General features: G+C 53.4%; 15 protein-coding genes. 7 read left to right on the top strand and 8 right to left on the bottom strand.

Annotated elements, in window-relative coordinates; all coding sequences use genetic code 11:
* Nucleotides 1–92: 92 nt before the first annotated feature.
* Together MKJ04_RS10650 and MKJ04_RS10645 are read left to right on the top strand one after the other, a co-directional pair.
* Entirely contained in the window at nt 93–4886 is a 4794-nt protein-coding gene (locus tag MKJ04_RS10650; RefSeq protein ID WP_241641620.1) for a T9SS type A sorting domain-containing protein, read from the top strand.
* 335 nt (nt 4887–5221) lie between these two features.
* Nucleotides 5222–5995, top strand: a complete 774-nt coding sequence (locus MKJ04_RS10645) for a TerB family tellurite resistance protein (protein WP_241641619.1) — start codon at nt 5222–5224, stop codon at nt 5993–5995.
* Between the two features lie 35 nt (nt 5996–6030).
* Here the strand turns inward: MKJ04_RS10645 and MKJ04_RS10640 are convergent, their stop codons facing one another.
* Nucleotides 6031–6627 (bottom strand): DsbA family protein, encoded by a 597-nt coding sequence (locus tag MKJ04_RS10640; protein ID WP_241641618.1) that lies wholly within the window; start codon nt 6625–6627, stop codon nt 6031–6033.
* Nucleotides 6628–6862: 235 nt separating this feature from the next.
* On the opposite strand from MKJ04_RS10640, the gene MKJ04_RS10635 reads away from it, so the two are divergent.
* The 3 genes from MKJ04_RS10635 to MKJ04_RS10625 all read left to right on the top strand — a co-directional run bounded on the left by MKJ04_RS10635 (nt 6863) and on the right by MKJ04_RS10625 (nt 10166).
* Entirely contained in the window at nt 6863–8047 is a 1185-nt protein-coding gene (locus MKJ04_RS10635) for a serine hydrolase domain-containing protein (RefSeq protein WP_241641617.1), read from the top strand.
* Nucleotides 8048–8402: 355 nt separating this feature from the next.
* Nucleotides 8403–8954 (top strand): hypothetical protein, encoded by a 552-nt coding sequence (locus MKJ04_RS10630; protein ID WP_241641616.1) that lies wholly within the window; start codon nt 8403–8405, stop codon nt 8952–8954.
* A 51-nt stretch (nt 8955–9005) separates the two neighbouring features.
* Nucleotides 9006–10166 (top strand): MFS transporter, encoded by a 1161-nt coding sequence (locus MKJ04_RS10625; protein ID WP_241641615.1) that lies wholly within the window; start codon nt 9006–9008, stop codon nt 10164–10166.
* 270 nt (nt 10167–10436) lie between these two features.
* Here the strand turns inward: MKJ04_RS10625 and MKJ04_RS10620 are convergent, their stop codons facing one another.
* From MKJ04_RS10620 to rpsF, 7 genes are all read right to left on the bottom strand, one after another.
* Complete coding sequence (locus tag MKJ04_RS10620; protein ID WP_241641614.1) at nt 10437–13745, bottom strand: amidohydrolase family protein; 3309 nt, start codon at nt 13743–13745, stop codon at nt 10437–10439.
* A gap of 197 nt (nt 13746–13942) precedes the next feature.
* A complete protein-coding gene (locus tag MKJ04_RS10615) occupies nt 13943–16006 on the bottom strand; it encodes a thioredoxin domain-containing protein (protein ID WP_241641613.1) in 2064 nt (687 codons plus the stop codon).
* 82 nt (nt 16007–16088) lie between these two features.
* The gene (locus tag MKJ04_RS10610; RefSeq protein ID WP_241641612.1) at nt 16089–16454 is read right to left on the bottom strand and encodes a hypothetical protein; all 366 of its coding nucleotides are present in this window, start codon (nt 16452–16454) and stop codon (nt 16089–16091) included.
* Between the two features lie 85 nt (nt 16455–16539).
* Entirely contained in the window at nt 16540–17517 is a 978-nt protein-coding gene (locus tag MKJ04_RS10605; RefSeq protein ID WP_241641611.1) for a GSCFA domain-containing protein, read from the bottom strand.
* Nucleotides 17518–17661: 144 nt separating this feature from the next.
* Nucleotides 17662–18105 carry a 50S ribosomal protein L9 gene (gene rplI / locus MKJ04_RS10600; protein WP_241641610.1) on the bottom strand — a complete coding sequence of 148 codons (444 nt, stop codon included), beginning with the start codon at nt 18103–18105 and terminating at the stop codon, nt 17662–17664.
* 7 nt (nt 18106–18112) lie between these two features.
* Nucleotides 18113–18364, bottom strand: coding sequence for a 30S ribosomal protein S18 (rpsR, locus tag MKJ04_RS10595; RefSeq protein WP_161889224.1), 252 nt, complete (start codon nt 18362–18364; stop codon nt 18113–18115).
* Nucleotides 18364–18732: a 30S ribosomal protein S6 gene (gene rpsF / locus MKJ04_RS10590; RefSeq protein ID WP_241641609.1), complete on the bottom strand. Its 369-nt coding sequence runs from the start codon at nt 18730–18732 to the stop codon at nt 18364–18366. Before rpsF ends, rpsR begins: the two co-directional genes overlap by 1 nt.
* 534 nt (nt 18733–19266) lie before the next feature.
* Here rpsF and MKJ04_RS10585 point away from each other — a divergent pair.
* Nucleotides 19267–20604, top strand: a complete 1338-nt coding sequence (locus tag MKJ04_RS10585) for a c-type cytochrome (protein ID WP_241641608.1) — start codon at nt 19267–19269, stop codon at nt 20602–20604.
* Between the two features lie 43 nt (nt 20605–20647).
* Entirely contained in the window at nt 20648–23644 is a 2997-nt protein-coding gene (locus MKJ04_RS10580) for a TAT-variant-translocated molybdopterin oxidoreductase (RefSeq protein ID WP_241641607.1), read from the top strand.
* The last annotated feature ends 16 nt before the right edge of the window (nt 23645–23660 follow it).

Raw genomic sequence — 23660 nt, 5'->3', positions numbered from 1 at the left:
AGCAAGGCCCTTCGGAGCCTTGTTTTCGCTGCATTGTATGCAGTTAACACTTTATACACCAACGCTTATAGGCTATTTTTAAACCCTTTTTTATGCTAGAAAACTTTACCGGACTGATTGCCTGCTGCAATAGAGCAAGATACTTCAATACAGCCGCAGGCTTATTGCTGTTGGTCTTTATGCTGCTAGCCCAAGTCGCGTCGGCGCAGACGCTTTATGGCCCCAATACCTTTACTACTGCTGCTCAGGCAAGCCAAGTTACTGCTCAAAATCAAACACAAAGTGGTGCTTCTATAGTTATAAGCAGCGGAGCTACTGGAGCAATAAGAGCAACTGGAAATAATGGAGATGCGTCCAAAAAAGGATATAATGGTTATGTTGTAATTAATTCAACAACCTTCAATTTTGATCCGGGATATACCTACAGCATTAGTTTTAAAGCGCAAGTAAATGCAAATTCTCCTGCTGAAATAGAAGTTTGGAGAGGAGTATCTTCGGCGGTGGCCGGAAGTAAAGATGGTTTATTACTTACGCCTAACAAGACCACTATAAACACCACTAGTTTAACAAATTTCACAATAAATTTCACTGTCTCCACACCTGTTACAGGGCAATATTTGGCACTTCGGATTGCAAGTAATGTTAACAATGCCACCTTGCTTCTTGATGATTTAGAAGTTTCACGATCGTGTACTAATCTCAATCAGCCAACTGTAACTAATACAGCTGTAGCCCGATGCGGCGCCGGAACAGTCAATTTGACAAGTACGGTTGCTGCCGGAAACGTTCCTGCTGAGGGGGCTACAAACAGATGGTATGATGCGCCAATAGGTGGACTTCTATTACAGGAGGGACTGAGTTACTCTCCTACACTCTCCGAAGGTACAGCAAGAACAGTTTATGTAGGTAGCTATAATTCTACAACTGGTTGTGAAAGTACATCAAGGGTAGCCGTAACTGCAAGGGCGATGCAAACACCAACTGCCTCCATAAATCCGGTAAGTCCTGCAGCGGTATGCCAAGGTGGCCAGGTAGCTTTAACTGCTGTTGCAAATCCAACTAATCCAACTCCTGCAAGTGGTAATTATACATATCAATGGTTTAATGGCAGTACTGCTATTCCTAGCGCTACGGGCGTTACCTATGCCGCTACAGCTTCAGGTGACTATTCGGTTGTTATTACAACTTCTACAGGTGGATGTTCAAGTACGGCTTCTAGCCCGGTAACGGTAACTGTCAACCCTTTGCCAGGGCTGCCAACTAATACGAGTGTAACACCTAACTCTATTTGCGCAGGTGAGAGTGCTACTTTCCAGGCTACATTGGGAGATAACAGCACTGCTGTGAGATGGTACAGTACACCAACCGGGAGTACCTCTTTTTTGGGGGAAGGGGTTTTGTCAGGGCAGGCTAGTACGCTAACGCGTAGTAACTTAACAATCACAACTACCCTCTATGCGGCTGGCTATAATAGTGCCACCCAATGTGAGACGAGTAGTAGGGTAGCTGTTACAGTTACTGTAAAGTCGCTTCCAACAGCTGTTATCGTGCAGGGGGCTACAGCATCTTATTGCGCAGGCAGTAGTGTAACGCTCAGTGCCCAAACGGCCTCGGGGAATTCATACATCTGGTTTAAAGATGGGGAACAGGTAGGTACAGGAGTAAGTTTTGCTGCCAATGAAATCGGAAGCTATACCGTGCAGGTTACAAACAATGGATGTAGCAAGATGTCTGCGGCCACTACTGTTACTGAGAAACCCTTACCAATTGCTAGCATCAACCCACCCGCCAATAATGGAGAGATATGCGCAGGAGAATCTCTTACACTAAATGCCCAAACAGGTACAGATTATACCTACGTCTGGACTCTTAACGGTTCTATTATTACCGGCCAATCAAATTCTTCCTTAGCAGTATCACAAGCCGGTGATTACCGCGTGATAGTAACAGCAAATGGCTGTTCTAATACTTCCGCTCCGATAACAGTAACAGTAAATCCAACGCCAGTTGCTAGCATCACGGCTGAAGGCCCAGTAGATTTCTGCGTGGGTGGATCAGTTCGGCTGAGAGCACCGAATGCACCTTCTGGGCAGGTTTATACCTACGAATGGTTTCTGGATGGAAACCCGTTAACTTCTGATTCATCCATACCCTTCTATGATGCGACTTTGTCAGGTAGCTATACTGTTAAAATAACTACTGGTAAAGGGTGTACGAATACATCGGAGGAACGGGTAGTTACGGTGGGCACAGAAACAGAAGCCGCAATCAGCTATGATGGTGTCTTTACAAACGGTCCAGAGTTTTGCCAGGGCGGCTTTGTAGATCTTCGTGCTAACCAGGCTCCAGCAGGAGAAACCTATACCTACCAATGGTATAATGAAGCAGGTGTACTACAAGGACAAACTAATAGAATTTACAGAGCAACAACAACAGGCACATACTATGTGGTGGTGAAGAACACCAGTTGTGAAAAGGCATCGATAGAGGTACAGGTAACAGTTTATCCTCAACCAACGGCTTCAATTGATGGCTCAAATCAAACCCAATGTATCGGTACTGATAATACAAACAGTTTTTCTATAAGTGGCTCTTATGTGGGAAGCTCAGCCATATGGGCCTCCAATAACCCAGACTTCGTGATTCAGAACCCTGTTTACAACAATGGGGTAGCTACAGCAACTGTAGTTTCAACAGGATCAGGCAATGCCATTATCTCATTAACAGCTACCAGAGCCGCTGAAACATGTACAGACGCTGTAAGCACTGTCGGTCTGGCAGTAAATCCGCAGCCACAGACTACAATTACTCCAAGCGGCCCTACCACCTTTTGCCAAGGAGATGCCATTTTCCTTAATGCACCTCAGGTAGATGGTTATACCTATCGTTGGTTCCAGGAAGGAAACACGAATCCTATTGGATTTGATTTTAATCTGCGCGTAAGTGCTTCGGGTACTTATACAGTGGAAGTTACAAGCGCTGGGTGTATTGCTGTATCAGCGCCTGTAGCGGTTACTGTAAATCCTCTGCCGACGGCAGTTGTGACGCCAACCGGACCTGTAGCGGTTTGTGAAGGTGGTAGTGTTACTCTTAATGCCAGCTCTGATACCGGTACCAGCTTTATATGGTTTAAAGATGGGGTGCAGGTAGGAGTAGGTGCTAGCTTTGTTGCCTCAGAAGGTGGTAGTTATACCCTGCAAGCCACAAATGATAACAATTGTAGCAAATTATCTGCTCCAACCACAGTCACTATAAATCAGGCACCTACAGCTGATATAGTTGTTATTGGTAACCAAAATTTATGTGAAGGGAACACAGTTACGTTGCAGGGTCCAAGTGCACCAGTTGGTAGAACTTACAATTACCAGTGGTTGAATAATGGACTATTGATAGCAGGGGAAACTAGAATTAACTTTGTGACTGCTGAAGAGGGTAGCTATACTGTACGTGTCACTGACGTTAGTACAACGCTTAACTGCAATACCACGACAGCAGATCCTATAAGTGTAACCGTTAGTCCGAAGCCTGGAATCCCAGGAGTTACATCGAACGAAAGGTGCGGCCCTGGTGCATTAACACTAACTTCCACGTTGGGCACAAATGGCACAGTTAACCGATGGTATGCAAGTAATGTAAGTACTGACATCCTGAACGAAGGCTTAAGCTACGAGATTGCAAACGTAGAGACTAATCAAACGTTCTGGGTTTCAACCGTTAATGCAGCATCAGGTTGTGAAAGTGAAAGAGTGCCTGTTGACGCAATAATAAATGAACTTCCAACATTAGCAATCAGTTCACCAGCAGCCTCCAGCTACTGTATTTCAGATCCAAGCCAAGCACTAACAGGAAATCCTGCAGGCGGAACCTTCCGAATTCTTCAGGGTACAACGGTAAGGGAAAGCAATGCTACTGTGTTTAATCCCTCTACCCTGGGTGCTGGTGATTATATTATTGAGTATAGCTACACTGGTAGCAACGGCTGCGCTAACACACTGACCAAAAATGTGACCATAGCTCCGAGATCCATCCCAACAGGTGAAATTTATGCCAACGGTACTGAAATTACTAGTCAGACAAGTTTAGAAGCTGGCAAAGAAGCGACATTTTCTGTGGAAGAGTCTAATGTGCGCAATAATAATGATGCAGAACGTTATCAATGGTTTTTAACCACGACTTCTGGAGGTAAAATGCCAGTGGGAGACAACTCACCTATAGTACGATTTACAATGCCAACTGATTATACAGAGCTGAGTCTAACCATTACCTTTAAGAAAAATGCCTGCTATACTGCAACATTCCAACAACTTGCAGCAGGCCCGGTTTCCGTCTTCCCCGTCGAAATCATCTACCTCAACGCCAACAGGCAGGGCAACCAAGTGGTGCTGGAGTGGGCGACCGCCATGGAACTGGACAACACGGGCTTCGAGGTGCAGGTGTCGTCTGACGGGTTTAACTACCGAAAGCTGACTTTCATACCTACTAAAAACGGAAACTCCAGCACCAAGCAGCTGTATGCGTTCACGGACATGGAAAATGGCAAGTATGGCACGCGCTACTACCGCCTGAAGCAGATAGACGTGAACGGCACCTTCGAAATGTTCGGGCCGAAAGCCGTAACGTTTGGCAATCTGGCCAACAAAGTGATCGTCTTCCCGAACCCGTTCCAGAGCGAGGTAACCCTGGATATCGCGGCAGACACAGATGGGGAAGCCCAGATAGTGGTGACAGATGCCGTGGGCAAGCAGTTGCTGAAGCGCACTATGCAGGTGCAAAAAGGCTTCACGACGGAAAAACTGATGCTTGACAGCAACTTGCCGAAAGGCCTCTACATCATCCGGGCACAGGTAGGGGGCGAAACCCACTACATCAAATTGCTGAAAGAATAAAGAAACACAAACAACGAATAGGGTTTAAAGCTGAAAGGGCTGGGTATTTTACCCGGCCCTTTTGCGTGTAGCGCTTGGCGGCATGCGGGGTCTGGGCACGAACAAGGTATAACGCGGCATCCTCCCGGATTACCCTTTCCGGGCAAAGTATAAAGCCATACCACCCTACAGCTGCGCAATCTGTTCCGGCGCCATACGGAAGTAAAAAGTACACGTATCAGGATACAAAGCAATGCAGCCCTGAGGCATGGTATGGCGCGTTGTGGTATCCTGAAAGGCAGCCACAGCGGAACAGAACTATGGGAAGGGAAGCGCAATTTATCTAAACGAAAACTATGGAGCAGACCACATTATTGAAAGACTATACCCAGGAGGAAAAGGGTGCGTACTTCGGGGCGCTGGCCACGATGGCCTCGGCAGACGGTAAAACCACGGAAGAGGAACTGGAGTTTCTGAGCCTGATGAGCGAGGCGGCGGCGTTGCCCGAGAACGTGCAGCAGGAGGTCGTGCTGATCGCGAAGGAGCCCTCGAAGATAGACGTGCAAAAGTGCCTGGATGTGCTGAAAGGCAGCCAACTGCGGTTCTCCTTTGTAACCGACGTCATCAGCTTTGCCAAAGCCGACGGACACTATGCCCCGGAGGAGCAGAAACGGATTCAGGGCATGGCCGATTACCTGGGCGTCGATCAGAAGCAATACAGCATTCTGGAGAAGTACGTGAGCAAGGCTGATGAGGCCCAAAAACAGGGGGAAGACCCCACGTCACAATCCTTCCTGAGCAAAAACGGCTTCGGCGACATGTTCAAAAACGCGGGCATCTCGCCCCAGATGGTGCAGGGTATTCTGGGGGTAGTGGCCCCGCTGGTGATCGGCAGGCTACTGAGTGGCGGACGGCGCAGCAGGTATGGCGGCGGAGGTATGGCTGGCGGTTTGCTGGGCGGCCTTTTAGGCGGTGGGGGTATGGGCGGCGGCATGTACCGCAGTGGCGGCGGGCTGGGGTCCATCATCTCCATCCTGGGCGGACTAAACGGCCGAAGGGGGTATGGCAACATGCGCCAGTCCGGCGGCCTGGGCGGATTGCTGGGTGGTTTATTCGGTGGCCGCGGTTAATAAACCTGAAACAAAACAGCGCAGGAACCAGGGAGCTACCCCAGTTCCTGCGCTATCAGTTTGCGGAGGTCTTCTTCGCGCAGCAGTCCGCGCACTTTTTTGTTGCCGATGATAAAGGTAGGCACCGCTGAAATGCCCGCTTCCTGATAGGCGTGTCGGAGCGCCTCTGCGTGAGCCGCCGCATAGGTGCCGTTCTCCAGCGCCAACCGGTACTCGGCCGCGTCCAGTCCTGCCTCCCTTGCCAGTGTAGTGAGCACCTCCAGGCTGCCAAGGTCCTGCTCCTCCTGAAAAAATGCCGTGAACATACGGTGGGTATATGCCTGGCCCAATCCTTTCTCTTTTGCAAACTGGTATCCCTCAAAAGCCAGGTGGGTATGGGGCTGCGGCGACACGTCGGGCAGTTTCATGGGTATGTCCAGCTGCCTGGCCATGGGGTATACCGATTGCTGCCAGGTCGTTTGCAGGTAATCCTCTTCGGGCTTCAGGGTGGGCGTGGGGGCAGGGCGTAACTCGAAAGGCATCCATTCTATCGCCACCTTATCTTCCATACCCCGCAGGGCCCGTTCCAGCACCACCTCCCCAAAAAAGCAGTATGGGCACACATAATCTGAGTAAACTTTTATCTGTAGCATGTTTCGGTTACTTTATCCTGGAATAATAGACCAGGAAGGAAGGGAAATGTTTAGCGGTTGTTTAAACTACAACATTAATTGTGCTATTTTTAGCGTATCAAACCTCTTCAAAGCACTACTGCTTTGCCAAATTAAAAATTAGAAATTAAGAATTAGAAATGAGGTATAAGAACCGTTTCTATTCCTGTAAAAACAAACGCTAATCCTGGTAATTAAATTGGTCGAATACTACGTAATGCTCCGAAACACAATTGGAAAACTGGCACTGGCGCTAAGCCTGCTTGCCTGCCAGCAACAGCCGCATCAGGCTCATACCCCCGAAACGGCCACGCAAGCCAGGCAAACTGCCATCTACTACCCCGGCAAGGGCGACTCCTGGGAACGCCGGAAGCCTGAGCAAGTAGGCCTGGATGCCGGGAAGTTGCAGGAAGCCGTCGAGTGGGCCCAGACGCAGGAAACCGAGCAGGTTGAAAAAGACTTCTCGACGCAGGAGGAGATTTTCGGGAAGATGCTCGGCCCACTGCCCGCCACACGCGCCAGCACCAACGGCATCATCCTGAAAGACGGGTATATTGTGGCCGAGTGGGGCGATACCCGGCAGGCCGACCCAACCTACAGTGTGGCAAAAAGCTTTCTGTCTACCCTGCTTGGCCTGACCATCGATAGGGGTATGATCCGGGATATACATGACCCGGTGGCGCAGTATGTGCACGACGGAGGGTATGACTCGGAGCAGAACCGCCAGGTTACCTGGGAGCACCACGCCCGGCAGACCACGGAGTGGGAAGGCGAGCTCTGGGGCAAGAACAGCGATTTTGTGGGCAAGGCTGAGTTCGGCCGGGGCGAGCGCAAGCCGCGCACGCTCCAAAAGCCAGGCACTTATTATGAGTACAACGACACCCGCATCAACCGCTTTGCCCTTTCGCTGTTGCGCCTCTGGGAGAAGCCCTTGCCCGAGGTTCTGGAAGATGAGATCATGGACCCGATCGGGGCTTCTGATACCTGGCGCTGGGTGCCCTACCACAACTCTAAAGCCATGATCAACGGCACGGAAATGCCCTCGGTGAGCGGCGGCACGCGCTGGGGCGGCGGCCTCTGGATTAGCGCCCGCGACGAGGCCCGTTTCGGCTACCTGTTTCTGCGTAATGGCCGCTGGCAAGACAAGCAACTGGTGTCGGAGGCATGGGTAAAAGAAGCCACCACCCAGCGCGGCCCCGTTGGCCCGGACTATGGCTACCTGTGGTGGCTAAACACGGAGGGAAAGGCCTGGCCAAGCGCACCCACCACCAGCTATGCTGCCCTCGGCGCAGGCCAGAACACGGTATGGGTAGACCCTGAGCATGACATTGTAATCGTGTGGCGATGGCACAACGGCAAGCAGGACGAGCTGTTTAAGCGGGTGCTGGAGGCTGTGAAGTAGGGTATAAAATACACACCGGTGCTGGCCTTCAGCCGGTATCCGGCTCATACATACCATAACGTCGTAGGGACAGGTCGCGACCTGTCCGCGCATCTGCCTTTAGCTGAAGGAATAGTGCCTGATGGCTTAGGATATACATCCTGTCCACCCAAAAATCGCGATGCTGAGAAATTTATTTGGGAATGGTTTGTTCGGGAACGATTGGACAGGTCACGACCGGTCCCTACGAAGGACCGGGATTAGACGCGTTGCGGATGCAACCTCACTTTCGCAGAAGGTTACGAAGTTGGGTACGGGCTGCGAGCCCACACCAGCGGCCGGGAATTGTTTCATACGAACCAAATCTTATCTATTTATGAAAAAAGCGTTACCCTTGCTCCTAATGCTGTTCCTGTTTGCAAGCTGCAATAAGAACAACCCCATCCCCATCTGGCATACATACATCAACTCCTCGGGGTATGATGTGGTCCTGAAAAGAAAGGGGGATCCAGACATTACCTTGAAAAACGGAGAGAAAAAGGAGGTCGCGATATATAAATACGGTGCGCACGACATTGTTCCTGCGGTGGCCACAACCAGAACTTTTGAGTTTAAAGGAAATGCTGCAACCCCCGGGATTTTTCACATCATCTCCTATGAATACAGGGTTGAGTATGCAGTGGAAGGGACTGCTGGAAGAGCCGACATCACCATTCATGACGAATTTGGGAAGGCGCAAACTTTTAAGAATGTGAGCTTGCCGGTGAGGTATCAGTTCAAAGACTTTTGCAAATGCACTGCCTATGTGAGCGCAACCAGAGTGAGCGGTGCAGGGTACCTGACAGCGACATTGTTCAGAAAAGGTAGTTTATTCAATCAGGCCGTCAGTCAGGATGATAGACCTGCTACCGTAGTTTCTTATGAATGATAGTAGCTGAAACAGAGAAGAAAGCTGCAATAAGATAACCGATTTCATGATATGGCCTCATCCCCTACGATTCTTCAGCGTTCCAGGCTTGTGCACCGCGTGGCGGTGGGCAGCTTCTTCTTTTTGCAGGGATTGAGCTTTGCCAGTTGGGGCTCGCGTATCCCGAACATTCAGCAGAAAATGGGCTTATCGGAGGCTGGCCTGGGTGCGGTGCTGCTGGCCTTGCCGGTTGGGTTGCTGCTCTCGCTGCCTGTGGCTGGCTGGGTGATTGCCAAGTTGGGGAGCAGGCGTGTGTTGCTTTTCTCCGCGGTGCTGTACTGCACCACACTGGTGGCCATCGGTTATGCTGCGAGTACGCTGCTCCTGGTGCTGGTGTTGTTCGTGTTCGGGTTTGGCGGCAACCTGATGAACATCTCTGTCAACACGCAGGGCGTGGGTGTGGAGGCCTTGTATAAAAAATCCATCATGGCCTCTTTCCACGGGCTGTGGAGCCTGGCCGGGTTCACGGGTGCGGCCATCGGTACGCTGATGATCGGGAAAGCCGTTGCGCCCTTCCACCATTTCCTCCTGATCCTGCTGCTGTCGGTGCTGGCCATTGCCGTGGCGTCGCGGTTTGTGCTGCGCGAGGATGTGAACACCGACACCGACAAGCCCATTTTTGTGATGCCGGACAAGTCGCTGATCGACCTGGGGATTATCTGCTTTTTCGCGATGATTTGCGAAGGGGCCATGTTCGACTGGAGCGGGGTATACTTTAAGAAGGTGGTCGGCGCAGACAAAGCCTGGGTCGGGGTGGGGTATACTGCTTTTATGTTTACCATGGCGGGCACCCGCTTTGTGGCCGACTGGTTTACGAGCCGGTTCGGGCTGAAGCGCATCCTGCAGGCAAGCGGCATCCTGACGGCGGCTGGCTTGCTGATTGCCGTGCTGTGGCCACACCTGTATACTGCCATTCTGGGCTTCCTACTGGTTGGAGCGGGCGTGTCGTCGGTGGTGCCGCTGGTGTATAGTGCCGCCGGAAAGTCGAAAGTCATGTCGCCGGGCGTGGCGCTGGCAGCCGTTTCCACCATCGGCTTTTTCGGCTTCCTGATCGGGCCGCCGCTCATCGGGTTTGTGGCAGGAGCCACCAGCCTGCGCATCTCCTTCACCATCATCGCGGCCATGGGGCTGAGCGTGGCGCTGGTAGCTACGAAATCAAAGACTATTGCATAATCATTCTGCCGCAGCGGCAGAATGCGGTTTATACGGATGGGGTGATTTTGGGGAGCGGATACTGGTAGTTGGTTCCGATACGCACGGTGGTTCAGGCGCTCACATCAGTTCAGACACCCAGATCGGCTCAGACACTCACAGGTTTTGCAAACGCTGTGAGGTCTTGGTGCTGCGGCCGTGCTCTGTATGGTTGGGTTTTCATCTTGTATAAAACAGAAACAGCCACCCCGCATGCGGGGTGGCTGTTTCTGTTTGTGCTGTTGACGGTGTTTACTGGCGGCAGGTGCAATGCTCTCCGGCGATGCCTTCGAAGCGGGTGTCAGTGCCCTCGTGCCAGGCGAAAGCGGTGGCATACTTGTCGTTCTCCCACCAGAACTTGCCGGGTTTCTTGTCGTAGTTGCCTGTCTCGGCTAAAGTGGCGGCATCGTACAGGCGGCCATTCACCATGGTATACTGCACCTGCTCGGTGTTGCGGATGTTCTCCAGCGGGTTGGCGTCCAGCACGATCAGGTCGGCCAGCTTGCCAACCTCCAGCGAACCTATTTCAGAGCGCATGCCCAGGTAACCGGCGCCGTTGATGGTGGCCGCCTTCAGGGCCTCGTGGTTGGTCATACCGCCCTGCTGCAGCATCCAGAGTTCCCAATGGGCTCCCAAGCCCTGCAGCTGGCCGTGTGCCCCAAGGTTTACTTTCACGCCGTTGTCGGTCAGGGCTTTGCAGGCCTCCGACGTTTTGAAATACCCGTTCTCATACTCCTCATCCGGCACTTTGGTCACGAAGCGCGAGCGGCCGTCAATAATAGAGCGCGGCGTGAAGGTGAGCAGGCGCTCTTTCTCCCACACGTTGGTTTTCTGATACCAGTAGTACTCACCGTTGGTGGCACCGTAATTCACGATCAGGGTAGGGGTATAGCCGGAGTCGGAGGCCTTCCATACCTCCAGCACGTCTTTGTAGAGCGGTGCCACGGGGATGTTGTGCTCGATGCCGGTATGGCCGTCCAGAATCATGGTCATGTTGTGGAAGAAGGTTGAGCCACCCTCCGGGTACACGCTCATGTCCAGTTCGCGGGCGGCTTGGATCACCTGCTGGCGCTGCTCGCGGCGGGGCTGGTTGTAGCTCTTCACCGAGAATCCGCCCACTGCCTTCAGGCGGCGCAGGTGCGAGCGGGCATCGTCCAGGCTATTGATCACGGCTTTGAAGTTGCCGTCGGCCCCATACAGAATCGTGCCCGTGGAAAAAATGCGCGGCCCCACCATGGCCCCCGACTTCACGGCCTCTGCCTGGCTGAACACCATCTCGGTGGTAGACGACGGGTCGTGGGTAGTCGTTACGCCATAGGCCAGGTTGGCGTAGTAAGCCCACTGCTTCTGCGGACTCATACCCAGCCGGAACGTGCCCATATGCGCGTGCACATCCACAATGCCCGGCATGATCGTTTTGCCATTCGCATCGATCACTTTGGCGTCTTTGGGCACCTGCACGTCTTTGCCGATGGCCACAATGCGGTTGCCGTCCACGAGCACAGTGCCCTGCTCAATCACTTCATCGCCCTTCATGGTAATGATGCGGGCGTTGGTGAAGGCGACTTTTCCTTCTGGGATGTCGGTGTTCAGCATCAGGCCGATCTTTAGGCCGGTGGTGTCGATGGCCGGTAGCTTCTCCGGAGCGCCCGGCACAAACGCGAAGCGGTCTTTCAGATCATTGGAGAAATATTGGTCCCCGAGCACCCAGTTTACCTTCTTGCTGTCGGCAGACCAATGGATGCTGGTGCCGGCGTCGCGGGTGAAGCGGGCAACGGGCATGGCCTTGGTTTCGGCGCTCAGCTCCAGGCCCGCACCGTTGTTAGAGAACGGGGCCACGTAGCCGTTGAACAGCTCCACAAAGGCGATCCACTTGTTGTCGGGGCTTGGGTAAAACTGGTCGGTATAAGTAGAGGTATAGTGCGTTTGCTCCTCTGTGCCCTTCAGGTTGATGCTCCTGAAAGCGTATTTATCGCCCGCGCGGGTGGTATAAAAAATGCGGTCGGAGGTGGCGTTGAACAGCGGCGACGCACCCTGCTTCTGCACCAGTATGGCCTTTCCGCCAGCGGCGGGCATATAATAGATGCCTTTCTCCTTGCCGTGTGTGTAGCCCTGGTGGCTGTTGCCGCCTTCTTTGGCATACACAATCAGCTTGCCGTCGGGCGAAAAGCCGGGGTTGGTATAAAAGCCTTTCTCAGTGGTGAGCCTGGCTGGCTTCGCGTTCTTTTTGCGGAGATCGAGGGTATGGATGCTTCCGAAGTTGTCATCGTTCCAGGTGGTATACACCAGCGTTTTGCCGTCGGGGGAGAAGGCGGGGTAAAACTCGAAATCCTGCCCTTTGGTAATGCGCTCGGGCTTGCCGTTCGGCAGCTCTTTTTTATACATATAGCCTGCCGCGTTAAACACGAGAGTCTTTCCGTCGGGGGAGGTAACGGCATGGCGGATGGCTTTGGCCGCAAACTGCTTTGGCGCAAGCCCTTCCTTGCTGTGGTCGTGGCGCACGGCATCGGTAATCTGGTGCGTGGCTGTCGCCTCGAACGGTATATTGGTCACCTGTCCGGAGGCCACATCCAGCCTGTTGATTTTCCCGCCTGCCCAGAACACAAGCTGCTTGTTGTCAGGAGTCCAGGAGAAGTTGGGGTAGAGGCCAAAAACGGCCCAGGCTTCCTGTTGGTCGTGGTTGAGTTGGTCGTAGATGGGCCACTCCTCGCCGGTTTTCAAATCATGTATAAACAGCACCGACTTGGTGCGAACGCGCCGCACAAATGCCAGCAGCCTGCCATCGCGGGAGACGGTGGGGCGAACCGAGCCGCCGTTGCCGGTCACCACGTTCTCGATCTCGCCGGTGTTGCGGTCCACGCGCCGGATCACATAAATCTGGCCATTCGGGTCTTTGTTATACTCAAAGGTGGAGCCGCCGCTCATGTCCTCTGAAAAATAGATGTGCTTGCCGTCAGGCGATGCAAAGGGCTCCCCGGCGTCCTGCTGGTCGTTTTTGCGCTTGGTGAGCTGCACCCCGCTGCCGCCGCTCCGGTGGTACATCCACATCTCGCCGGCGCCCAGCGAGCGCGTGTTGGTATAGTGCTTGCGCGCCACCAGGTACTCGCCGTCCGGCGTCCAGACGGCGTTGTTCAGCAGCCGGAAGTTCTCGTTGGTGACCTGCTTGGCCGCGGTGCCGTCGCGCTGCATCACCCAGACGTTGTCGCCGCCGCCCGCGTCTGAGGTAAAGGAGATATACTGGCCGTTCGGGCTGAAGCGGGGCTGTACCTCGTAGGCATGGCCACTGCGCAGCAGCCTGGCTTTTCCGCCCGAGGCAGGCATGATGTAGATGTCACCCAGCAAGTCAAAGACGATCTCTTTGCCGTCCGGGCTCACGTCCACGCTCATCCAGGTGCCTTCGTTTGTCGTGACGGTGACGTCTTTCTGCGGACCGTGCTGGGCTTCCACGTTCCATTTCAATTCTTCCTTCTTGTCGTCCTTTTTGTCCTGAGCGTGTGCCGCGCCGAAAGGGAGCGTCAGCGCCGCCGCCAGCAACAGAGGCAGGCAGGTATGTTTCTTCATGTTAGCGTGAGTTGGTAGTATCGTTTATGAATCTACCAAAGTTAAAGATTTGGCCGCAGAAATGATACCCTGAAATTGCACTTACATGTAGTGCTAGCTGGCAATGCGCCGCATTTAAGGACATAGGTTTAAGACCGTGGGTATAAAATTTATACCCACGGTATCAGCTGTGCTGTATAAGAGGGACGCCGCACTGCTTACAGCGGCGGGAACTTGGGGTTTTGCTCTACGCGCTGCAGCTGCTCCAGCGCTTCGGCCGCCTGGTGCACCGGTAGCTGGCAGGTCTTGTTGTAGCAGACATATAGGGTGGTTTTGCCACCGAGCGGGGTTTTGTCTTTTAGCAAGGCGAGGCTGCTCTGCCCGTTTTGGCTGCCCAGCAAAATCATGTTGGGGTGGTAGAATGCGCTGAGCTCGTCGCGCATCCGGGCGGCCTCGTCCCCGGCAATGGCCACCTCAGCCGTGGGGGTAAGCTTGTGGTAGTATAGCGCCGCCCAGTTGCTCAGGTGCGAGGGCTCCTTCACCAGCAGGTCCTTTACGCTGGCCAGCATTTCGTTAGACAGGGTGGTATACCGCTCCTCGTCAAAGTAAAGCCCAAGGAAGTGCAGGTTTGTGGCCATCACGGAGTTGGAGGCCGGAATCACATTGTCGATGAGCTCCTTTTTGCGGGCAATGAGCTTCTCGGAGCTTTGGTCTGTGAAGAAGAACATGCCTTCCGTCTCGTCGAAGAAATTCTCGAGCGTGTAGGCTGTCAGTTTGTGCGCTTGCTGCAGCCATTTCTCGTCGAAGGTCACTTCGTAAAGCCTGGTGAAGGCGCGCGCCACGAGGGCATAGTCTTCCAGGAAACCGTCGATCGTGGCCTTTCCCTCTTTGTAGTTGTGGAAGAGTTTGTCGCCCTGCAACACTTTTTGCAACAGGAAGTTGGCGTTGCGCAGGGCCAGGTCCAGAAAATGGTCGTTCCCGAATACGTAGTAGGCGTCGGCCAGTCCTTTCAGCATCAGCGCGTTCCACGAGGTCAGGATCTTGTCGTCAAGGGCCGGGCGGATGCGCTTGGCCCGTTCCTCCATCAGCTTCTTCTTCCAGTTCTGCACCATTTCCAGCAGCACTTCTATCTCCAGCTCGTGCTCCCGGGCAAAGTCCTCGTCGCTGGTCCGGCGGTGCAGGATGTTGCGGCCGTGCTCGAAGTTCCCGGCGGCCGTGGCATGGTAATACTTCGAGAAAAGCGGCTCTTCCGGGCCGAGGATGGTATGGAGCTCGTCTTTTGTGAAGGTATAAAAACGGCCTTCCTCGCCCTCGCTGTCGGCATCCAGCGAAGAGTAAAAGCCGCCTTCCGGGCTCATGAGCTCGCGCTCCACAAACGCGATGGTCTCATACACCACCTCGTGGTACAATGTTTCACGTGTGGCCTGGTATGCCTCGGCGTAAAGGGTGATAAGCTGCCCGTTGTCATAGAGCATTTTCTCGAAGTGCGGCACCAGCCACTCGGCATCCACCGAATAGCGGGCAAAGCCGCCGCCAATCTGGTCGTAGATGCCGCCATAGGCCATTTCGCGCAGCGTCAGGTGCACCTGGCGCAGGGCAGACTGATCGGAGGTATGGACGTGGTAGCGCAGCAGGAAAAGGTAATTGGTGGGCATCGGGAACTTGGGCGCCTGCCCCAGGCCGCCCAGCTTCTTGTCGAAGCGGGTGCTCAGGTTATACCCCATCAGCCTGAAATCGTCTTCCCGGACATGGAAATTGCGCTCGCTCAAGCCATGCTTTTCCAGCTCGCTCTGGTTGAGGTGCGCGGCAAACTGCTCCGCCGACTTGTCCAGCTCCTGGCGGTTTTTGGTAAATGCCTCGGCCACGTTTTGCAGTAGGCCCTCCCATTGCTGCGGGGCAAAGTAGGTGCCGCCGTAAAAGGGCTTTGCCTCCGGCGTAAGGAACACATTGAGCGGCCACCCGCCTTGTAGGCCCATGGCGTGCACCGCGTCCATGTACACGGCATCCACGTCGGGGCGCTCCTCGCGGTCTACCTTGATGCACACAAAGTGCGCGTTCATGATGTCGGCGATCGTTTCCTTTTCAAACGACTGGTGCTCCATCACGTGGCACCAGTGGCAGGCCGCGTAGCCAATGCTCACAAGGATGGGCTTGTCTTCCTGCCGCGCTTTCTGCAGCGCGTCTTCGCCCCAGGGGTACCAGTCGACGGGGTTGTGGGCATGTTGCAGCAGGTATGGGCTGCTTTCGTGGATGAGTCGGTTGGGCTTTTTGTCTTCTGGCATAGGTTTATTCTTAAAGGTCGGGTAATGGGCGCGGAGTTAAGCAGAGTGGCGTGCAAAGCTGGCACCGGGTGCGCAGCAAAGCTTAGGGCCTGTGTTCGGCGGCACTTTTATCCAGCACGGGTTCCCTGGCAATCGTCATGGTGGCCACGTGAAACGAGTAGCCTGTCTCGAAGTCTACGATTTTATCGTATTTTGCATAATAGCGCAAGCCGGTTTTGGGGTCCTGCATATACCCAGCTACATCCGGTGAAGGCATTTTTGAGGGAGGATCTTCAGGGCTGGGCTTTGCGATGGGCATATCCGGTTTGATGTGCCTGGGGTCACAGGCAATGTATGCCTGCAGCTTCCCGAGGAAAATACTCAGGTCGTTGGCGGGTTCCTGGGATTGGGCGTTCGCATGGGCGAGTGAGGCCAAAAACAGCAGCAAGGTTAGACACAGCGTTTTCATAGGCTCCATTTAAGTTGGTGTGCTCTATATATACTCCAAGCCTCAACCCTTAGTTTAGTGTTTCGCGTGCAGGGCAGGGGCGGGGTTACAGCAACTGGTCGCGCAGCAACTGCTCCTCTTCTGCCGTTTCAATTTTATACTGCTCCCGCAACCGGGAGAGTTGCTGTAGGGTGCTGCGCAAAAATGCCTGGTGCGCCTCCGAGGCCGGATGAAAGGGCCGGTGCGCCACCGCACGCTTCATTTTCTGCCATACCTCCTGAAAAGCTTGAAAGTCGGGGGTATAATAGGCTGCCACAAACTTCTGCCAGATATACTCCTCGGCAACTTCGGTCGGGTGCAGCATGTCGGGCTTGTAAAAGCGGTAATCGCGCAAATCGTCCAGCATTATCTCGAAAGCCGGGAAGTAGTGCACGTGTGCATGCTGCTGCTCTGCCTCGTGGCACAAGACCCGCAGCGTGGCCTTGCTCACGCTGTTGGTCGCGAGCGTCTCTTTGATATGGCGTACCGGGCTCACCGTCAGCAGGATATTCAGCTCCGGGTTAATGCGCCGGAGCAGGGCCTGTGTCTGCGCGAACGCCTGCCGCATTTCGTCGGTGTGCAGCAGCACGCGCGTGAAGTTGCTGGCAGGCAGCTTGTGGCAGTTGGCCACCACCTTGCCGCCCTCCTGGAGCTTGTAGGCCACAGCGGTGCCCAGTGTGATCACGAGCAGCTTTGCCTCCTGCAGGTATAAGCGGGTATGGTGTAGCCTGTCGGCTATCTGCTGCAACAGTTCGTCTCTGGAGGGGGAGGAGAGGGAAGAATGGAGGTCGTAGGCGTACCAGATGCCCTGGTGCTGCACCAAATGGCTGGCAAAGTCGTGGGGGCTGCCCGCCGCGGCCTGCAGCAGGAGGCAAACCGAGAGCGGGTTGAAGATGGTCCCGAACGGATTCACCAGCACATCGGCTTTATTTTGCCGCAGCCGGGTGCCCATCACCTCTGCAAAGCAGGAGCCGATGGTCAGCACCTTGTCGTGCAGCGCGAGCTGGAAATCTGCGGGAGCTACCTGTACTTCAGTCCGGAACATAGGATGTATCGCGTTGGTGTGGCGTATTGGCGCTTCTTTATTTCTACGAAGGTATAAAAAGGATTGTGAATGGGTATACCCACAAAAAAAGCGTCCTGCCTTTTGGGGGCAGGACGCTTTTAAAACTTTAGCTGTGTGCGCTGCTTATTGAGCCACCACGTTAAATTTCACCTGGTGCTTCACTTCTTTGTGCAGGTTGATCGTAGCGGTATACTCACCGGCTGTTTTCACATCCTGGTCGAAGGAGATACGCTTACGGTCCACATCGAATCCTTTGGCCTTCAGGGCCTCAGACAGCTGCAGGGTAGTCACGGAGCCGAAGATTTTGCCCGTCTCGCCCACTTTTGCAGGGATCTCCAGAACAGTGCCGCCGATGCTGTCTGCCAGCCCCTGTGCGTCATTCTGGATTTTCTCTGCCTTGTGTGCCGCCTGGCGGATGTTCTCGGCTACTACTTTTTTGCTTGATTTATCAGCCAGAACCGCCAGCCCTTGCGGGATCAGGTAGTTACGGCCATACCCTGGCTTCACAGATACGATATCGTTCTTGTAGCCCAGGTTCTTTACGTCGTCTTTCAGTATTACTTCCATCGTCTCCTTATTTTAAAGAATCCCCAACATAAGGTAAAATCGCAAGGTGTCTCGCTCTGGCAACCGCCTGCGACACTTTGCGCTGGAACTTCAGGCTTGTGCCTGTGAGTCTCCGTGGAAGAATCTTGCCTTGCTCGTTTACAAACTTGAGCAGGAAGTTACCATCTTTATAATCGATATACTTGATACCGCTCTTCTTGAAGCGGCAGTATTTCTGGCGATTATCTTGCTTGTGTACTCTTTCGTTTACTAAGCTCATTATCCTTTAACCTCCTCTTTTTTAGCCTGAGACTTGAATTCACCGTTTCTTCTGCGCTCGTTGTACGCCACAGCGTGCTTGTCGAGAGCAGTAGTCAAGAAACGAACAACTTTTTCATCACGGCGGTAAGTCAGCTCAAGCGCGTCTACAACGTTGCCCGGAGCCTTGAATTCTACGAGGTGATAGAAACCCGTGGATTTCTTCTGGATTGGGTAAGCAAGCTTACGAAGACCCCAGTTCTCTTCGTGAATAATTTCGGCGCCATTTTCCTTAAGCACCTGTCTGAACTTCTCGACCGTTTCTTGCATCTGAACGTCGTTCAACAACGGAGTCAGGATGAAGACCGTTTCGTAATTTTTCAATTCCATCGGTTCGATTTGTGATTTAATTTTAGCCTGCAAAGGTAAGCCAAAATATCTGTAATGCAAATGTTTTGCAGAGAATATACGTGAAGGGTTCTGCCGTTGCAGGGCGGGCAAGCGGCCACGCGGCACACACTATTATATATAGGCTATACCCTACCATGCGTCCGCCTGCCTACCCGCACCAGGCGAAAACGATATATAACACTTTTAATATACGATGTGGAAAAAATGAAACGCTGTAAATAAAAACAGCTTTTGAGAAGTGTGTGAATCTGACACAATACACCGATAAAATGGTACTAAAAGAATGCGCATGTAGGGGTAGATTGATGCGCTTTATTTGTAATCGTTCTAAATAAAAAGCCTGAAATAACAACAGAAACACGATTCTGCCCTACATACAGAGCAAAGGACCGGATAGGCCTTCAAAGGGTCAAATAATAAACATATTCTGTTTGATTAATAGAATTCGCATAGTAGATTTGTGGCCGTAATGTAATTTTACCTCATACTAAACACACACAAGAGATCTTGGCTATGATTAGCTGTATAGTTAAAACAAAAATCAAAGTTTTCCTTGCCTTCCTGATTGCATTGGTGGTTTCGTTTGGCGCTTACGCCCAGGAAGCCAGCGAGCAGGCGGATGTTGCTCAGAAGGGAGTTGTGCCGGGTGCTACACAGGGAGCCACGGCAGCTGCAAGTACGGGCGGCCTGCCTGTTGACGATGTTGCCATCGTGGACGCGGGGGAATCCTTGTTTAAAAACAACTGCGCCGTGTGTCACTCGTCCGGTTCCGACGTTATCGTGGGACCTGGCTTGCAGGGGATAAACGAGCGAAGAAGCGCTGACTGGCTGCAAAAGTGGATCAAAAACTCGCAGGCGCTGATCTCCTCCGGAGACGCACAGGCGGTGGCGGTCTACAACGAGTACAAGAAGCAGGCGATGCCTTCCTTCGCGTTCTCTAACGAGGAAATCACCTCCATCCTGACCTACATCAAGGCTGCCGAGTCTGCCGCCACCGCGGTTACGACCGGCGAAGGCGGTGTGGAAGGCGCTGCGCCTGGTGATAATATAGGCACAGACGCGATCGGAGCCGTGGGCGGCTACCTCGACATCATCCTGGTGGTGCTGATCATCGTGCTGATTGTGCTGGTGGTGACCCTGTTGCTGATCTCTTCGGTGCTGAAGAACTACCTCAACACCAACCGCAAGCTGAACGAGTATGACCAGGAGGTGGTAAACCCCCGCTTCGACTTCTCCAAGATCTATAAATCGAGTGCCGTTCGTACCCTGGTGGTGCTGATCTTTGTGGTGGTGCTGCTCGACCTGTCGCTTGACAAGGTGATGGGCATCGGCATCCAGCAGGGCTACCAGCCGAAGCAGCCGATTGCCTTCTCGCACAAGCTGCACGCCGGCGAGCACCAGATCAACTGTAACTACTGCCACTCTACGGTTTACAAGGGCAAGAGCGCCAGCATACCTTCGGCCAATATCTGTATGAACTGCCACAGCCAGATCAAGACAGAGTCTCCTGAAATCCAGAAAATATACAAGGCGCTGGAGCGCAACAGGCCAATTGAGTGGGTGCGCATCCACAACCTGCCGGACCTGGCGTACTTCAACCACTCTCAGCACACGCAGGTGGGCGGCATCGAGTGCCAGACTTGCCACGGGCCAATCCAGGAAATGGATGTGGTGTATCAGTACTCTCCGCTCACGATGGGCTGGTGTATCGACTGTCATCGCGAGACGCCGCTGAACACGGAAGGCAACGCCTACTACGACAAGCTGGTGGAGCTGCATAACGAGACGTCGAAAGGCGCGTTCACGGTGTCATCCAACGGTGGCACGGAGTGCTCTAAGTGTCACTATTAATTTATTCTATTTTCGATAAAGATTCGAGTTTTCTAAATATAATATGCAAGACAGAATAAAATACTGGAGAGGAATTGAGGAGTTAGAGAACACTCCGGAATTCGCTAAGCATGCTCATAACGAGTTTCCAGAATTCCTGCCTGTTAAGGAAACCAGTGCGGACGGTTCTTCAAGCGGTAAAACAAAGCGAAGAGACTTCCTGAAGCTGATGGGCTTTAGCGTAGCCGCCGTTTCGCTTGCTTCTTGCGAAGCGCCCGTAAGGAAAGCTATCCCTTACCTGAACAAACCAGTAGACGTAGAGCCGGGCGTGGCAAACTGGTATGCCTCCACCTACTTCCAGAACGGTAACTACAACAGCATTTTAATAAAAACCCGCGAGGGTCGCCCGATCAAGATCGAGCCGAACCCTAGCTCAAAGCTCACACCGACTGGTACAAGCGCGCGCGCGCAGGCTTCTGTGTTGGGGGTGTATGATATCAACCGACTGAGAACTCCGCTGATCAAAGGCAAGGAGGCTGAGTGGGAGCAGGTTGACAAAGAGATTAAGGCGCGCCTTGGAAGCGTGACCGGGAAAGTGGCGATTGTGTCTTCCACGATCATCAGCCCGTCTACCCAGCAACTAATCAAGGAGTTTGGCGCGCGTTTCGGCAGCTTCGAGCACGTAACCTACGACGCAAACTCTGCCTCAGGCCTGCTTAGCGCCAACGGCGGTGTGGTACCAGGGTATGATTTCAGCAAGGCGCAGGTAATCGTGAGCGTAGGCGCTGACTTCCTGGGCACCTGGATCGCCCCAATCCCTTTTGCAAAGCAATACATCAAGAACAGAAAGGTGACGTCGGGCAACCCGAACATGTCACGCCATATCCAGTTCGAGACGGCATTGTCCCTGACTGGCGCTAACGCCGACGTGCGTGTGCCGATCAAGCCATCTGAGGAGGCTGCTGTAATAACAGCCTTATACAACGGCATCACTGGTCAGGGCAGCGCTGGCAACACGCCTGCAGCCGCTACCAAGGCGCTGGCATCTGCCATCAAAGAACTGAAGGCCAACCAGGGCAAAGCCCTCGTGGTGTCAGGCTCTAACGACGCCGGCACTCAGGCAATGGTTGCCGCGATCAACAGCGCACTGGGCGCCGAGGGAACGACCATCGACACCAACGCTCCATACTATGTGAAGCAGGGTAACGACGCGGCCATGATCCGGTTGGTGAACGAGATGAACACCGGTACTGTAGGTGCTGTGTTCTTCTACAACGCAAACCCGGTGTATGACCATCCGCTTTCAGCCAAAGTAGTAAGCGGCCTGAAGAAAGTGCCGTTGAAGGTGTCTTTCTCTGACAGAGTGGAAGAAACATCTGCCCTGGCAGACTATATAGCCCCTGATCACAACTACCTGGAGTCGTGGAACGACAACGAGCCAAGAAAAGGGTATCTGAGCTTAACACAGCCTGTGCTTACCCCGATCTTCCTGACACGCCAGATGCAGGACAGCCTGCTGAACTGGAGTGGCGCTGGCGGCAACTTCTACGAGTACATCCGCAACAACTGGCGCAAAATCGCTTCCGCCGGCGACTTCAACAAGTTCTGGGAGCAGGCAGTGCATGATGGCGTACTGGAGAACGGTACCAGCATGATGACGGTGAACAACACCTTCACGGCTGCCTCGCCGGTAGCAAAGCCAGTGAAAGCCGCAGCGATTGAGGCTGTGCTTTACGAGAAAGTAGCGATCGGCACCGGAGACAACTCCAACAACCCATGGCTGCAGGAAATGGGCGACCCGATCTCGAAGGCAACCTGGGGCAACTATGTGGCCATGTCGCAGAAGATGTCTGAAGAGATGGAGATCGTGCAGGGCGAGGTACTGAAAGTGACTACCGCAAACGGTACCACATTTGAGTTGCCAATGCTGGTTCAGCCAGGTCAGGCACAGGGCACCGTTGCCATTGCCCTTGGGTATGGCCGCACAATCGACTCAATGCCAGTGGCAAAAAACGTAGGTGCTAACGCACTTGCCGTAGCCACGGTGATAGATAACACCATCCTGTACACAGGGCCGGTGACACTGGAGAAAACGGGAGCCACTTCCCCAATCGCACAGGTTCAGACCCACCATACCATCATGGACCGTCTGGTAGTGCAGGAGAGCACCCTCGCCAAGTACAAGGAAAACCCGAAAGAGGTAACAGAATATATCCGCCTGGCCACGCACGAAGGCCCAGCCAAGCCGGCTACCATCTCGCTTTGGGATGACTATGAGTACAAGAACCACCACTGGGGTATGGTCATCGACCTGAACTCTTGTATCGGTTGTGGTGCCTGTACCGTGAGCTGCCACATCGAGAACAACGTGCCTGTGGTGGGCAAGGCAGAAGTGCTGAACCGCCGCGACATGCACTGGATGCGCATCGACCGCTACTACAGCGCGGTGGAGCATGAGGAAAAGGACTACGAGACAATGGAGCATCCGGCCGAGAACCCATCTGTGGTGTTCCAGCCGATGATGTGCCAGCACTGTAACCACGCGCCGTGTGAGACAGTTTGCCCGGTGGCCGCTACCATGCACAGCTCCGAGGGTATCAACCAGATGGTATACAACCGTTGCGTGGGTACCCGTTACTGCGCCAACAACTGCCCGTACAAAGTGCGTCGTTTCAACTGGTTCGCTTATTTCAACAACGATAAGTTCGCGACTGAGAACTATATGATGAACAGCGACCTGGGCAAGATGGTGTTGAACCCGGATGTGACGGTGAGAGCCCGTGGCGTGATGGAAAAATGCTCTTTCTGCGTGCAGCGTGTGCAGCTTGCCAAACTAGAGGCGAAGCGGGAGAACAGAAGGCCGAAAGACGGTGAAGTAGTGAGTGCCTGTGCACAGTCTTGCCCTACAGAGGCAATCGTGTTTGGCGACATGAAAGACCCTGAAAGCCGTATATCGCAGATATTGGAGCGTGAGCAAGGCGAGCGTGCTTTCCATGTACTGGAAGAGCTTAATGTGCAGCCAAACGTAACGTACCTGACTAAAATTAGAAATTTAGCTTAAAAATATAATTCGAGAG

The sequence above is a fragment of the Pontibacter sp. E15-1 genome (assembly GCF_022601975.1).
Lineage (GTDB): Bacteria > Bacteroidota > Bacteroidia > Cytophagales > Hymenobacteraceae > Pontibacter.
The sequence above is the reverse complement of the archived record's forward strand: the minus strand, read 5'-3'. Positions and strand labels throughout refer to the sequence as shown.